The sequence below is a fragment of the Phytopseudomonas dryadis genome, from assembly GCF_004327355.1.
In the GTDB taxonomy this organism is placed as follows: domain Bacteria; phylum Pseudomonadota; class Gammaproteobacteria; order Pseudomonadales; family Pseudomonadaceae; genus Aquipseudomonas; species Aquipseudomonas dryadis.
In genome coordinates this window covers 45,948-59,361 of sequence record NZ_QJUM01000006.1, presented here as the reverse complement: position 1 = coordinate 59,361, position 13,414 = coordinate 45,948, and the positions used below count along the sequence as shown (strand labels likewise).

12 protein-coding genes are annotated in these 13,414 nt (G+C 65.8%); 5 read left to right on the top strand and 7 right to left on the bottom strand.

The window, feature by feature from the left end:
- Positions 1-40: 40 nt before the first annotated feature.
- The 4 genes from DNK34_RS06680 to DNK34_RS06665 form a co-directional block, all read right to left on the bottom strand.
- Complete coding sequence (locus tag DNK34_RS06680; RefSeq protein ID WP_131173935.1) at positions 41-1,528, bottom strand: DNA recombination protein RmuC; 1,488 nt, start codon at positions 1,526-1,528, stop codon at positions 41-43.
- A gap of 220 nt (positions 1,529-1,748) precedes the next feature.
- Positions 1,749-2,156, bottom strand: a complete 408-nt coding sequence (locus DNK34_RS06675) for a tetratricopeptide repeat protein (RefSeq protein WP_131173934.1) — start codon at positions 2,154-2,156, stop codon at positions 1,749-1,751.
- Positions 2,157-2,688: 532 nt separating this feature from the next.
- The gene (locus DNK34_RS06670; RefSeq protein ID WP_131173933.1) at positions 2,689-3,441 is read right to left on the bottom strand and encodes an RES family NAD+ phosphorylase; all 753 of its coding nucleotides are present in this window, start codon (positions 3,439-3,441) and stop codon (positions 2,689-2,691) included.
- A gap of 77 nt (positions 3,442-3,518) precedes the next feature.
- Positions 3,519-3,887: an antitoxin Xre/MbcA/ParS toxin-binding domain-containing protein gene (locus DNK34_RS06665; protein ID WP_131173932.1), complete on the bottom strand. Its 369-nt coding sequence runs from the start codon at positions 3,885-3,887 to the stop codon at positions 3,519-3,521.
- A 132-nt stretch (positions 3,888-4,019) separates the two neighbouring features.
- Here DNK34_RS06665 and DNK34_RS06660 point away from each other — a divergent pair, with 132 nt between their 5' ends.
- The 4 genes from DNK34_RS06660 (at position 4,020) to DNK34_RS06645 (ending at position 8,154) form a co-directional block, all read left to right on the top strand.
- A complete protein-coding gene (locus DNK34_RS06660) occupies positions 4,020-6,623 on the top strand; it encodes an intermembrane phospholipid transport YdbH family protein (RefSeq protein ID WP_165497288.1) in 2,604 nt (867 codons plus the stop codon).
- 14 nt (positions 6,624-6,637) lie between these two features.
- Positions 6,638-6,829 (top strand): YnbE family lipoprotein, encoded by a 192-nt coding sequence (locus tag DNK34_RS06655; protein ID WP_084305844.1) that lies wholly within the window; start codon positions 6,638-6,640, stop codon positions 6,827-6,829.
- An 11-nt stretch (positions 6,830-6,840) separates the two neighbouring features.
- Entirely contained in the window at positions 6,841-7,185 is a 345-nt protein-coding gene (locus tag DNK34_RS06650; RefSeq protein ID WP_131173930.1) for a YdbL family probable chaperone protein, read from the top strand.
- 342 nt (positions 7,186-7,527) lie between these two features.
- A complete protein-coding gene (locus DNK34_RS06645) occupies positions 7,528-8,154 on the top strand; it encodes a LysE family translocator (RefSeq protein WP_131173929.1) in 627 nt (208 codons plus the stop codon).
- Positions 8,155-8,167: 13 nt separating this feature from the next.
- Here DNK34_RS06645 and DNK34_RS06640 read toward each other — a convergent pair whose 3' ends face one another.
- Both DNK34_RS06640 and DNK34_RS06635 read right to left on the bottom strand, forming a co-directional pair.
- Positions 8,168-9,790, bottom strand: a complete 1,623-nt coding sequence (locus DNK34_RS06640) for a methyl-accepting chemotaxis protein (protein WP_131173928.1) — start codon at positions 9,788-9,790, stop codon at positions 8,168-8,170.
- Positions 9,791-10,025: 235 nt separating this feature from the next.
- A complete protein-coding gene (locus tag DNK34_RS06635) occupies positions 10,026-10,967 on the bottom strand; it encodes a LysR substrate-binding domain-containing protein (protein WP_131173927.1) in 942 nt (313 codons plus the stop codon).
- Positions 10,968-11,233: 266 nt separating this feature from the next.
- On the opposite strand from DNK34_RS06635, the gene DNK34_RS06630 reads away from it, so the two are divergent.
- A complete protein-coding gene (locus DNK34_RS06630; protein ID WP_131173926.1) occupies positions 11,234-12,460 on the top strand; it encodes an MFS transporter in 1,227 nt (408 codons plus the stop codon).
- Between the two features lie 149 nt (positions 12,461-12,609).
- Here DNK34_RS06630 and DNK34_RS06625 read toward each other — a convergent pair whose 3' ends face one another.
- A complete protein-coding gene (locus tag DNK34_RS06625; protein ID WP_131173925.1) occupies positions 12,610-13,332 on the bottom strand; it encodes a GntR family transcriptional regulator in 723 nt (240 codons plus the stop codon).
- Positions 13,333-13,414 lie beyond the last annotated feature (82 nt).

Here is a 13,414-nt window from a genome sequence, read left to right as displayed (position 1 = left end):
CCTTATTGCGGCCGCCCCACACGGATACGCTTTCCTCGGCCTATTCGTCACGCTCATCCGGCAGGGAGGTCGCGGCGGCCTGTTCCAGCAGGTCGACCGGCAGGCTCTTGCTGGCCCTGGCGCCAAGCAGTTTGAGGTTTTCCACCCGGCCGACGATATTGCCGCGCCCGTCGCACAGCTTGTTGCGCGCCCCGGCATACGCCTTGTCCAGTTGTTGCAGGCGCATGCCGACTTCGTCCAGGTCCTGGATAAAGGCGACGAACTTGTCGTACAGCGCCCCGGCCCGCTCGGCGATCTCGCGGGCGTTCTGGCTCTGCCGCTCCTGGCGCCACAGGCTGTCGATCACGCGCAAGGTGGCCAGCAGGGTGGTCGGGCTGACGACCACGATGTGCTGGTCGAAGGCCTCCTGGAACAACCCCGGGTCAGCCTGCAAGGCCGCGGCGAACGCCGCCTCGATGGGCACGAAGAGCAGCACGAAATCCAGACTGTGCAAACCGTCGAGGTGCTGGTAATCCTTGCGCGACAGCCCCTTGAGGTGACCGCGCAGCGACAGCACGTGCTGCTTCAGGGCCAGTTGCCGCGTGGCCTCGTCATCGGCGGCCACGTACTGCTGATAGGCCGTGAGGCTGACCTTGGCATCGACCACCACCTGCTTGTCGCCAGGCAGCTGGATCAGCACGTCCGGCTGGAAGCGTTCGCCCTCGACGCTCTTCAGGCTGACCTGGGTATGGTACTCGCGCCCTTTCTGCAAGCCGGCATGCTCGAGCACACGCTCGAGCACCAGCTCGCCCCAGTTGCCTTGGGTTTTCTGCCCCTTGAGCGCCTGGGTCAGATGGGTGGCCTCCTCGCTCAGGCGCTGATTGAGCCCCTGCAGGCGCTCCAGCTCCTTGCCCAGGGAAAAGCGCTCGCGGGCTTCCTGCTGGTAGCTCTCCTCGACCCGTTTCTCGAACGACTGGATGCGCTCCTTGAGCGGATCGAGCAACTGGCCGAGACGCTGCTGGCTGGTTTCGGCGAAGCGCTGCTCGCGCTCGTCGAAGATCTTGCTCGCCAGCTCGGCGAACTGCGCCCGCAGGGCATCGCGCGAGCCCTGCAGGTCGTCCAGACGCTGCTGCTGGTGCTCCTGCTGCTCGTGCAATTCGGCCGCCAGTGCCGCGCGCTCGGCCCCCAGGCGGCGCAATTCGGCCTCCTGTCGCTCACGCAGGACCTGAGCGGATTGGGCCTGCTCGCGAGCGAGCTGGCGCTCGTGCTGCAGCAGATCGGCCTCACGCCGCAGGGCGGCCAGTTCGGCCTGCTGGTCGGCCTTGATTTCAGCGATCTCGGCCAGTTCCTCGCGACAGCCATCGAGCTGCGCGCCGAGGCCCGCCTGGGCCAACTGCGCCGCACTCAGACGCTCCTGCAGCACGCCGCATTCCAGCCGCGCACGCTCGCTCCGCCGCAGCAACGTCCAGACCCAGGCCAGCAGGGGCATGGCCGTGAGCAGCACGCCAAGCAGCAAGGCCGGCAACAGGGAAGCAAAATCGGAGGGCATACAGAGATCCGCGCAAGAAGGGCCTTAAGAGTCATGCCTTTCAACGTCTTCGAAAGACGGCTATCGGGTAACAACAGCTATAAAGCCGCAAACAGCGCTGAAGGCTGGACGAGAAGAGCAACGCCGCATTTCGTCCAGCCTCAAGCCTCCAGCGCTCTTCTCGAGCCGACAACATGTTGAAAGGCATGACCTTAAGAGTATACCCAGGCACGGGCGCGGATCAGAGCTCGTCCAGCAGCCTTCTGGCTTCCTCGGAACCGTGCAGGGCCGCGAGCTCCAACCAGTGCCGGGCCTGCTGCGGCTCGTGCGTGCGCGGCTGGCAGTACAGGCGGCCCAGCTCCAGCTGGGCGACGCAGTCGCCGGCACGGGCGGCCTGGCGCAGCAGTTCCACACCGATACGTCGATCACGGGTATTGCCGCAGTCGCGGCAGAGCATCTGCCCCAGGCGGCTCTGCGCCTGGACCACGCCCTCACGGGCCGGCTGCTTGAGCAGGCGCCCGGCAAAGCGCTTGATGCTGGGGGCACGCCCCAGACGTGGCCTGTCCAGCAGCCAGGAGGCAACACGGACGGGTAATCGGCTACGGGCAGAGGACGATTCGCTGGCGGAACGATGCAGTGCGCGGGGCATAGGAAACAGCGGGGTAACGGGACAGGCGCGCCACTCTACTCTTTTTTCATTCAAGGTAAAGCCCTGCGAATCGGCCAAGGCCGCGTTGCAGAAAGGCCTGCTCAGACAATCCACAGAAGCTGTGGATAACTCTGTGCGCAACATGGGAGCAAGCGCCCCGAGCGCCTATGGAACGGGGCCTGAAGTCAAACTGACGATTTTTTCACCAGTTTAAAAAATCCATATTTTTCAGTGAGTTAAAAAACTCCTACGAGAAATCATGGATTTATGCAAGCCACAATATGCGCCTTGACAAGGCGCTTCGTGATTGTGCACAAGTTTTTCCGCAGGGCCGCGCGAACGCCCTTTTTCGGGGCGCAGGGCGCGGGCCTCGCAACCATGCGCCCTGGAGCCTGACGGCGAGAAATCCCGGTGCCGATGCACACCTCAGGTGCATCGATAAACCCACCGCCTTGCGCATTTTTCTGCCAACTGTCCGACGAATGGCTTGCCAATCCGGGTGCTCTGCAAGCCTGGGTCATCAATGCGACCGTCAGGCTGGCATCGGCAACTGACCATCCAGCAAAAAGCGCTCGCGGGGAAACAGACTGGGCGCATCCGCAGTCTGGGCATTCTTGAAGGCGACATAGTCGGCGGTGGTTTCGCACAACCAGGCGAGCAGGTTGCGCGGGCGCTTTTCCGCCAGCGCCGTCGGGTACAACAGCGCCACGTTGACGCCGCCCCTGGGGCAGCGCGCGGAACGGTACTCGAAAGCCTGCACGCCGGCCGCCCGCATGGCTGCGCCGAGGGCCTGGGTGGCGGCGTAATGCCGGGGATCGGCGAGCCGATCGCGATACGTATCGAAGGGGGGACGCTGCAGGCGCACGCCCCGCTCCACCTGGTAACGCGCTTCGAAGGAACAATGCTCGGACAGGATGCGGCCGCTGGGCGGCGCCGTTGCCATGCCACTCCATAACACGAAGCGGTAGTAGGCCGACTCGGCCATCGCGGTGTCCAGACGCTGGGCGGCATAGAACAGGCTGGGCTCATGCACCGTGCCGAAGCGCGAGCCCCAGCGCAAAGGCGGATAGCGGAAAGGCGTCTTGAGCAGGTAATGCAGACCATCGGTACCGCGCGGCAACGGCGGCTTGCTGGTTTCCAGCAACTCTTCGAGCACGGCCTGCTCGCCAAGGTTGTCCACCAGTTGCAGGGTCGCCACCTGCTGCTGGCTCTCCACCATACGCAGCAGACGCCCACGCAAGGGCTGGACGTGCTGTTCACCGTCACACTGCTGCCAGATCGTCATCGGACGACTCCCCCTTGTGTTCGCCTGGTACGGCCTGGCCGCCGCCGATGCGATGGTGGCCAGTAGCGCTGAGATCGTTAAACCTTGCCGCGGATCGCGTCCAGGTACTCCACCACATGCACCAGCCCCTGCACCTGACGCATCAGGGTCAGTGGCACGCCGCCCAGGTGGTGGTTGTCGGTACGCAGGAAATGGCGCATGTCCTCGAGATCGCCACCGAACAGCGCGTACAGGGCACGGTAGGCACGGATCAGCAGCAACGCCAGTTCCCCCGTCTTGCTCTGCGGGCGCAGGCCTCCCTCCGCCCAGCGGGCGATGGCGGTGCGGTGCACGCCGACGATATCGGCCAGCTCCTGCTGGGTCAGCGCCAGTTGCTCGCGGGTATTGAGCAGGGCTTTGGCCAGGACATCTTCGGGACTGGCGGTGGTCTCGACGAGCGCACGCATGGCTTTCTCCCGTGTATTTGCATCAATACTAATGCAAAAAGCCGCATATGAACAATCGATACAGACAATCGATTGGCAGTATCGGGCGCATCGGTTAACGTCACCTCGATTGCCTCCTAGGGATGGATGCCTATGCTCAGCCGGCGCACCTGGCTGCGACTGCTCGTTCCACTGCTCCTGTCGTTGCTGCTGATCGGCGCCCTGTACACGGGTGGGCGCTATCTGCTGCAACGCAATGGCATCCAGCAACTCGACTGGAGCGGCCTCGGTCTGTCGACAGCGGGGTTGCACCTCGAGCGCCTCGCCCTGCGCCAGCACAGCAGCGCCGGCAGCCTCGACGTGCGGGCCGAAGGCCTGCTCCTGGGCTGGCGCCAGTTCGGCCTGAGCCTGCCCTTCTGGCAGCAGATCGAGGTGCGGCGCCTGGCTCTCGACTGGCACGCGCAGGCCCCGAGCGATAACGCCGAACAAGCGCAAAGCGCCCCGCTCGACCTGCAACGGTTAGCCGCCCCGCTGGCCATCGTCCCCCGCCAGTTGCACATCACCGAGCTGAGCGTCGAGCTGCCTTGCGCCGCCGGTCGCTGCACGGCCCGTGGCGATCTGCGCCTGCAACGCAGCGAAGACGACAGGCTCGCCCTGCAACTCGATCTGCTGCAGGGCGAGCAGCGCCTGAACTGGACGGCCAGCCTGCACCAGCAGGACGACGCGCTGAACCTGCAACTGGGCCTGGGCGTCGATGGCCAAGCGCAGATCGAACTGCACAGCCAGCTGAGCCAACGCCCCGAGACCCTGGCCTGGAGCGGCGAGCTGAATGCGCCGCAACTGAGCCAGGCCGGCGCCCTGCAGCAATGGCTGGCGGCCTGGCTCCTGCCCCCCGGCACGCAGTGGCCGGCCGCACCGGGCGCGGCCAGCCTCACCGCCAGCTGGCAATTGCAGTTGCCCCGCGACGATCTTTCCCTCGCCGGTCTGCTGGCCGGCAGCGGGGCATTCGCCGCCGAGGCCAACCTGCCGCAACCCTGGCCGGTTCCCGGCATTGGCCAGGTACAGGGGCAACTGGCCCTGGCCGCCCACAGCGAAGACGCGCAGTGGATCGCCCAGCGACTCGAGGCGGACCTGCAGCTGCGGCCACTGGGCGCCGACTGGCAGGCGCAGCTGCCGCCGGCCCTGCGCAGCGAAGCGCTGCACCTGCGGGTGCGTCCCGGCAACGCCCTGCCCCAACTGCGCAGCGAGTTGGCCGGGCGCGCCCTGCCGCTGGATATCGCCCTCGAGGTCCAGGGCGCCACCGCCCTGGACCTGCAAGGCACCCTGGCCGTGGCCAATGCGGCGCCCTGGGCCTTGCAATTCGCCGATACCCGCCTGACCGGCACCAGCAAGCACCTGACGCAAGGCGGCTGGCAGGCCAGCGGCCTGAAAACCACGCTCAGGCTCGGCGGCTACCTCGATGCCCAGCGCCTGGAGCTCGACCTCGCCCAAGGCGCGCAGATCAGCGCCGCCGCCCTGAGCGGCGACGCGCTGCGCCTGCAACAGCTGCAGGCCAGCATCGGCGGCGGCATCCTGCGCGCCCGGCTGCAGGATGGCGGCCTGCAAGACTGGCAATTCAAGGGCCCGCTGAACCTGACCAGCAAGCGCCTGGAACAGGCCAACCTGAAGCCCCAGGGCTGGCGCTGGCAAGGCCAGGTCGAGGCCTCGTCGCAAAGCAGTATGCTGCGCGGCAAGCTGTCCAACGACAGCGCCCTGCAACTCGACCTCGACGCCAGTCTCGATGCGCAACAGAGGGTACGGCTCAAGGCGACCCTGGCCGAACTGTTCCTGCGTTCCGGCAACCCGCTGGCGAACACCCTGGCGCAATGGCCCGAGTTGCTGGAGCTGAACAATGGCCGCCTGAACGCCACGGCTCAGCTCGGCCTGGCGCCCGGGAGCGCGACCCCAGACCTGGAGCTGAACGTCACCGGCAAGGGCCTGGGCGGTATCTACGACCGCTCGGAGCTGTCCGGCCTGGATACCCGCCTGCACGTCAAGCTGGCCGGCCAGCGCTTCGCCCTGAATATCGCCGAACTGCGCCTGGAACAGGCCAACCCAGGCCTGCCGATCGGCCCGATCCAGGCACATGGCAGCTACAGCGCCACGCTGGCCGCGCCGGACCAGGGCCAGGTGCAGCTCGGCCAGGCGCAGGCGGCGCTGATGGGCGGCCGGGTCACCCTGACGCCCGGGCAATGGCAACTGGGCGGCGACGACCTGCGCTTCGCGGTGCAGTTGCAGGGCCTGGAACTGCAGCAGCTTTTCACCCTCTATCCGGCAGAGGGACTGGCCGGCAGCGGCACCCTGGACGGCCAGTTGCCGTTGCGCCTGGGCAAGGCCGGTATCGAGGTCGAGCAGGGTCATATCGCCGCGCGCGAACCCGGTGGACGGCTGCAGTTCAGCTCGGAGAAGATCAAGGCGCTGGGCCGCAGCAATCCGGCCATGCAGTTGGTGACCCAGTCCCTGGAAGATTTCAACTTCACCACCCTGAACAGCTCGGTCGACTATGATGAGCACGGTAAATTACGCTTGGGCATGCGCCTCGAGGGCCAGAATCCGGCGATCGAGAATGGCCGGCCGATCCACTTCAACATCAACCTGGAGGAGGACATCCCCAACCTGCTGGCCAGTCTGCAGTTGACCGACCGGGTCAACGAGATCATCACGCGGCGCGTGCAACAGCGAATGTTGCAACGCAACACCGCACCCAAGGAGCCTTGACGAGGAGAAGCGCCATGCGCTTGCGTAGTTGCATCACCGCCCTGCTGCTGGGGCTACTGAGCGTAGCCTGTACCCCCACGGTACAACTGGCGATGCCCAACGAGCCGATCAACATCAACCTGAATGTGAAGATCGAGCACGAAATCTATATCAAGGTGGATAAGGCGCTGGACAACATGTTCAGTGAATCCAGCGGACTGTTCTGAGGAAACCGATCATGAGCCTGACCAAACCCTTCGCCGGCCTGTTGCTGCTGCTCAGCCTGAGCCTGCCGGCCTACGCCCTCACCCTCAACGAGGCGATGTCCGCCCTGGGCGACGCCAAGGCCAGCGGCCAGCTCGGCGAAATGCCCAGCGGCTACCTCGGCGTGGTCAAGGCCGGCGGCCAGGCCGACGAGATCGCCCGCCTGATCAACCAGGCGCGCCGTGCCGAGTACCAGAAGCTGGCCCAGCAGAACGGCATCCAGCTCAGCGACGTGGAGGCCATCGCCGGCCAGAAGGCCATCGACAAGACCCCCGCCGGCCAGTACATCCAGCAACAGGGCCAGTGGCGGCGCAAGTGACGCTGACGTTCCCGCTGCCCCAGGGCAGCGGGAACATTGCAAGGCCGCGCATGCAACGACCCGACGCCCGGCCGACAGCGGCTCCCTGCCCTCTGATCGTCCGCTGAAACCGGCGCGCCGGATCTGCCGCAGATCTTGCGCAACGGCATGACCTCGCTCCCTGGCCGTCCCAGGCGCTGACGGACAGCAGCCTCATCACCGACCCGTGCCGTACAGCCTTTCGCGCGCCGGGAACGCCACTGCCGATCATCGTCCCCGCGATGGCACTGGCAATTTCCTTCAATACAGGCCCATGGCGGATCGACAGACTGCGCGCCTCCCTCCCCGAGAAGCGCTTCGTCCATGCAACAGTTTCTGCTCATCGCCGCCGCCCATTTCCTGGCGTTGCTGTCCCCCGGCCCCGATTTCTTTCTGGTTGCCCGCACCTCCCTGGCCGCCGGCTGGACAGTCGCCAGCGGCGCCTGCCTGGGCATCGCCCTGGCCAATGGCGTGTTCATCGTCACGGCCTTCGCCGGTTTCTCGGCATTGCGCCCGGACAGCCCGCTGTTCATCGGCCTGCAGCTCGCCGGCTGCCTGTACCTGCTGTACCTGGGCTGGCTGTTCATCCGCCATGCCGGCGGCAGCGCCCTGCAAACCCCGTCCGCCCAGCGCCAGCCCCAGGCCGCGTCCTGGCTGCGCGCCGGCGCCATGGGCTTTGCCTCTGGCCTGCTCAACCCGAAGAACGCCCTGTTCTATGCCAGCCTGGCGGCCATGCTCAGCGGTCCCCAGGCCAGTGCCGGCTGGAAGCTCGTCTACGGCGCCTGGATGTTCGCCGTGGTGCTGCTGTGGGATCTGCTGGTCGCCCTGGCAATCGGCAACCAGAGCGTGCGGCAACGCTTCTCCCGAGCCCTGCCATGGCTGGAGCGCGTCTCTGGCGCCATGCTGATCCTCCTGGCCCTGGCCGTGATCGCGGCCCTGCTGCCTGGCTGAGGGCTCTTTCGGCTCAATCGCGCAGGCGTGCCGCCAGGCCCGACAGGTCGCCGGACAGCCCCTGCATGGCCTGGCTTGCCGCCTGGATTCGCTGCAGATCCGTTTCGTTGCTCTGGGCGATGGCGACGAGCTCGGAGAGGTTGCGCGCAATGTCTTCGGCCACGGACGTCTGCTCCTCGGCCGCAGTGGCGATCTGCCGGTTCATGTCGCGGATGGCTTCCACTGCGGTGGTGATCAGGTGCAGCCGTTCGCCGGCCACGCCGACCTGTGCCAGACCCGCAGCGCTTTGCTGGGTGCCGGCGGCGATGGCTTGCGCGGCCTCCCGCGAGGCACTCTGCACCGCGGCGATCAACTGGTGGATTTCACTGATCGAACTGGCGGTACGGGACGAGAGGTTGCGCACCTCATCGGCGACCACCGCGAAACCGCGCCCGGCCTCACCCGCTCGCGCCGCTTCGATGGCGGCGTTGAGGGCCAGCAGGTTGGTCTGGTCGGCGATGCCGCGGATGACCTCCAGCACGCTGCCGATGCGCTCGCTGTCGCTTTCCAGGCGGTCGATGACCGCCGAGGTGCGGTTGATCTCGGCATGCATGCGCTCGATGATGGCGATGGTCTGCGCCATGGTCGCCTCGCCCTCCTGGGCCGCATGATCGGCGTCGTCGGCCGCCCGCGCCGCCGTGGCCGAGTGGCGCGCCACCTCCTCCGCCGTGGCGCTCATCTCATGCATGGCCGTGGCCACCTGATCGGTACGGGAAAACTGTTCGCGAATACCGTGGCCGATATGCTCGGCCACGCCGCTCAGGCCGGTGGTCGCGGCGTCCAGCTCGCCGGTACCGCGGCGCAGCTGCTGCGACAGGGCCTGCAGGAAATCGCGCAGCCGATTGGCGGCCAGGGCCAGACGGCCGACTTCGTCCTCACGGCCCTCGGTCAGCCGCTCGCCGAACTGGCCCCGGCTCAGCAGGTCGAGTTGCGCGGTAACCTGCAGCAACGGCGTGCTGATGCGTCGGTTGACCAGCCAGGCACTCAACAACGCCAGCAGCATGCCGAGGGCCAGCATCGCCAGGCTGCCGAACAGCACGCTGCGGCGTGCCGTGTCCTTCAAGTGCGCGGCGCTGGCCCGGCTACGCTCATGCAGCGAGCCGACCAGATCCGACAGTTGATCGCTGGTGGCACGGTCGATGCCCTTCACCGCGGCATCGCCGCTCTGCGCCGAAAAGCCGGCGGCCTCGAATGCCGCATAACCGCGGCGATAGGCCTGGCCCATGTCCAGATGCGCCTGGCGCAACTGGCCGAGGCGCTGACGCAGTTCGGCGTTGCCCGTCGTCTCCGTCAACTGGCCGATCAGCGTCTGCACCAGCGCCTCCTCCTTCTGGAACTGCTGCCAGTAACGCTCGCGCTGATCGGCATCCTGGCCGCGCAACAGCACGTTCTTCCATTCCTGCACCTGGATCTTGAAGGCCAGGTTGGTGGCGTCCACCTGCCGCGCCTCCTCCAGCGGCCCGTCCAGCAGGCCCTGATAGCCATCCAGTTGGCGCGACAACAAGGTGAAACCGGCCAGCGCGATCAACAACATCAGCCCAAGGCCAGCACCGATAAGCACCAGCAATTGGGCACGCAAGGAACGATGGAGGCTCATGGCGGAACTCGGAAAGAACGAAGGAGCTACGATTTTATGAATTCTTTGTTACAGCAATATTGCGGGCGGCAGGCGCAGGCCGAGAGGCGGCCCGTCGAGTGCTCCCCCTGGAGACTGTCAATCGCTCGACGGTAACGGCCATCCGGATCTCAAGAGGTTCGCTGCGAATGGCCATGCCTGGCGCAGGTCGCCGGGTTGCACCGGCTGGTTGCGGCACACCAGCAACGCATGGCGACTACTCGATCGGGGTGCTACCCGAGCCCGTCGCCTCCGCTTTCAGCCAGCGCATGAAGGCCCGGATTTCAGGGGTCTTCTCCTTCCCCTGCGCGCACAAGAAGTAGTAGCCGCTGTCGGTGTCCAGCTCATCGGGGAACAGCTTCTGCAATTCGCCGGTCTTCAGCTCATCGCTGATATGGGAGGTGCGCGCCATCGCCACGCCCAGACCTCGGAGCGCCGCCAGTACCGCCATGCTGGTGTGTGGCACGCTCAACGCACAATTCAGCGACTCGCACGCAACGCCGTGGTGATCGAGCCAGAATTCCCAGGACGGTGAGGACACCCGTTGCCCGTTCAATTTGCTGCGCGAGCGCAGGATGAGCGGGTACCTGAGGATATCGTCCGCTGCGGCGGGAAGGCCCAGCGCCTCGATCAGCGCGGCGCTGCAAACCGGAAAGATGCGCTCGGCGAAGATGAAGTCCGAGTACAGGCCCGGCCAGCGAGCAGCACGGGTCTCGAGCCTTATGGCGACCTGCGCGCTGGCATTGTCGAACCGGGCGAATTCCTCGGTGTTGAGCCTGATACCGATACCGGGCCATAACGCCTGAAACCTCGGCAGTCGGGGGATCAGCCAGGTAGTGGCGAACGAGTCATGCACGAAGACTTCCAGCACAGGGGCTCTTCGCCGGCCTCTTTCAAAGCCATCGACAACGCGGCTCATCTCCTTGAAGAACCCTCGCACAACGGGCAGCAGTTCGGCGCCGTTGCGGCTGAGCTTCATGGCCCCCGCATGCCTTTCGAACAGCTCGACGCCCAACAGGTCTTCCAGTTGTTTTATCTGGTGACTGATTGCGCTTTGGGTGATGTGCAGCTCGGCAGCCGCCTGCGAGAAGTTCAAATGCCTCGCGCAGGCTTCGAATCCTCTCAGCGAGGCCATCGAAGGAAATCGTCTCAACGGCATGTGCTGGTCTCCGCAATAACCTCATGGGGCATAAATTCCTTTCATTACCACCCCAGCCGAACGCCACGACAGAATGGCCGTGTCCATCATTTGCCCCTTGTACGTCATGGTCGGCGCATGGGCAATCGTCCATCGGCGCGGCATCGCCCAGGCCCCGAGCCGACAGGGAACGAACCCGCCGCCAGCCATGGCGAACACCGGCGCCTCGCCTTCATGCGCCAGCGGCTTTTTCGAAACACCGATCGACGCAACTACCGGCAAACCACATGACCCCCACCCCGACTCCCGACGATGCCCCAGGTGACGATAAAGCGGCGAAGAAGAAAACGCTTGTCGCGGCCTGCGTGGCCCATGCCACCCATGACGGCCTGAGCGACCTCGTGTATGTCTTCCTCCCCATCTGGCAGGACATGTTCATGCTCAGCTACGTCTGGCTGAGCATCCTCAGGAGCGCCTACGCCCTTACCCTGGCGTCCTTGCAGATTCCCGCCTCGACACTGGCGACGCGGATCAGGCCGGAGTACCTGCTGGTGATCACCACCCTGGTGACGGGTCTCGGCTGGCTGACGGCGGGCTGGGCAGGCAGCGCCACGGCGCTCGGCCTGGCCCTGGTGCTGGCCGGTATCGGGGCCAGCGCCCAACACCCCGTCGCCTCGGCACTGGTATCCAGGGCCTACGGGCGCAGTGCGAAAAGGCCACTGAGCCTCTACAACTTTTCCGGCGATCTCGGGAAATCGCTGTTACCGGCCTCCGCCGCGCTGCTATTGACCTGGACCTCCTATGGCAACACGGTCACGCTGTATGCCGGTATCGCGGTACTCGCCGCGCTGTGCATCGGCGCACTGCTCAGGCAGGCCTCGGCCAAGGCCCCTGCGCGCCAGGACAGCGCCGGCCTCGCGCCCGGCGAGTTGCGGGTCGAGGACAACCCGGGGGCCTTCCATGCCCTGTTGTGCACGGCGATTTTGGACAGCGCCGTGCGCATGGGCCTGCTGATCTTCCTGCCGTTCATCATCAAGGAAAACGGCGGGTCGCTGGTCCAGATAGGCATGGGCCTGACCCTGGTGTTCATCGGTGGAGCCCTGGGTAAATTCTTCTGTGGCTGGATGGCGGACTCGTTCGGCGCCATCAGGACCATCATCGTCACCGAGCTGGCGACGGCGCTGCTGATAGGGGTCGTGCTGTCGGCGTCGCTCGGCATCGGCCTGCTGGCGCTGCCCCTGCTCGGCGCGGTGCTCAACGGCACTTCGTCCGTGTTGTATGGCTCCGTGACCGACGTTGTCGACTCGAGAAAACTGGAGAAGGCTTTTTCGATCTTCTACACGGGCACGATCGGCTCCGGTGCGTTGGCGCCCATCCTCTATGGGTATGCCGGCGATCACCTGGGCGTGACCACCGCGACAGCGATCGTCGCCATCACGGCGGTGCTGGCCCTCTTTCCGGTGGTGCTCTATTCGCTACGCAAGCCCGGCACCTTTGATCCGCAACCGGTTTGAACAGCCGAATGGCGGCTTACGAAAAACAGCCGATGTCACGGTATCGCTGTTTTCCACCATGACCGGGCGCTCGATGCCCTGGCCATCGCTGCACCGGCCCGCTGAAATCGATCGTGCCGCGCCCTGCAAGACCGGGGAACACGCACCTCTCACCTGCTCTTGAACACGCCGCTGAGCACGAACGCGTAACGCTCGGGGCGGATGAAGAAAGTGCTTCGATCGCAGCAGGTGCCGTCCTCGAACCACGACGTGCGCTCCATGACCAGCAGCGCCGCACCGCGCTTGACGCCCAGATGGCCGGCCAGCGAGGCATCGGCCTCGCGCGCGCGAATGGCCATGTCCGCCCGCGCCACCGGGCGCCCGGTCACGCGCTCGAGTACCGAGTAGAGCGGTACCGACTCCATCACCTGCCAGTCCACCTCGGCCAGGTCGCCGATCAGATGGCTGACCGCGAAGGCGATGGGCTCGTCGTCGACCCAGTGCAGCCGTTCCACCCTGACGCACTGCCCGTCGAACAACCCTTCCAGCTCCGCCGGCACGGCCTGCAGGCGGTGGCCGAGCAGGCGCATGCCCGGCTTGAGGCCCTGCAGCAGCAACGACTCGTGGAAACTGCGCAGCGCATCCAGGTCATGGCGCACCTGCTGGGCCGCCACGTAGGTGCCCTTGCCCTGCTTGCGCTCGACCACGCCATCCTCGCCGAGCTTGCCCAGCGCCAGGCGGATGGTCACCCGGCTGACCGCGAAGCGCGCCACCAGCTCCGCCTCCGAGGGCAGCTTGCCCGTGGGGCCGAAGGCGCCCTGCCGGATCTCCTGCAGCAACTGCTGGGCGATCTGTTCGTAGAGGGAGGTGGAGCTTTCACGCTGAAGAGTCACGAATCGCGCATCCCTGTGAGCGAAGCATGGGAGATGGCCCTTTGCTTCTAAGGTTATGAATATTCAATCTTGGGACAACTTG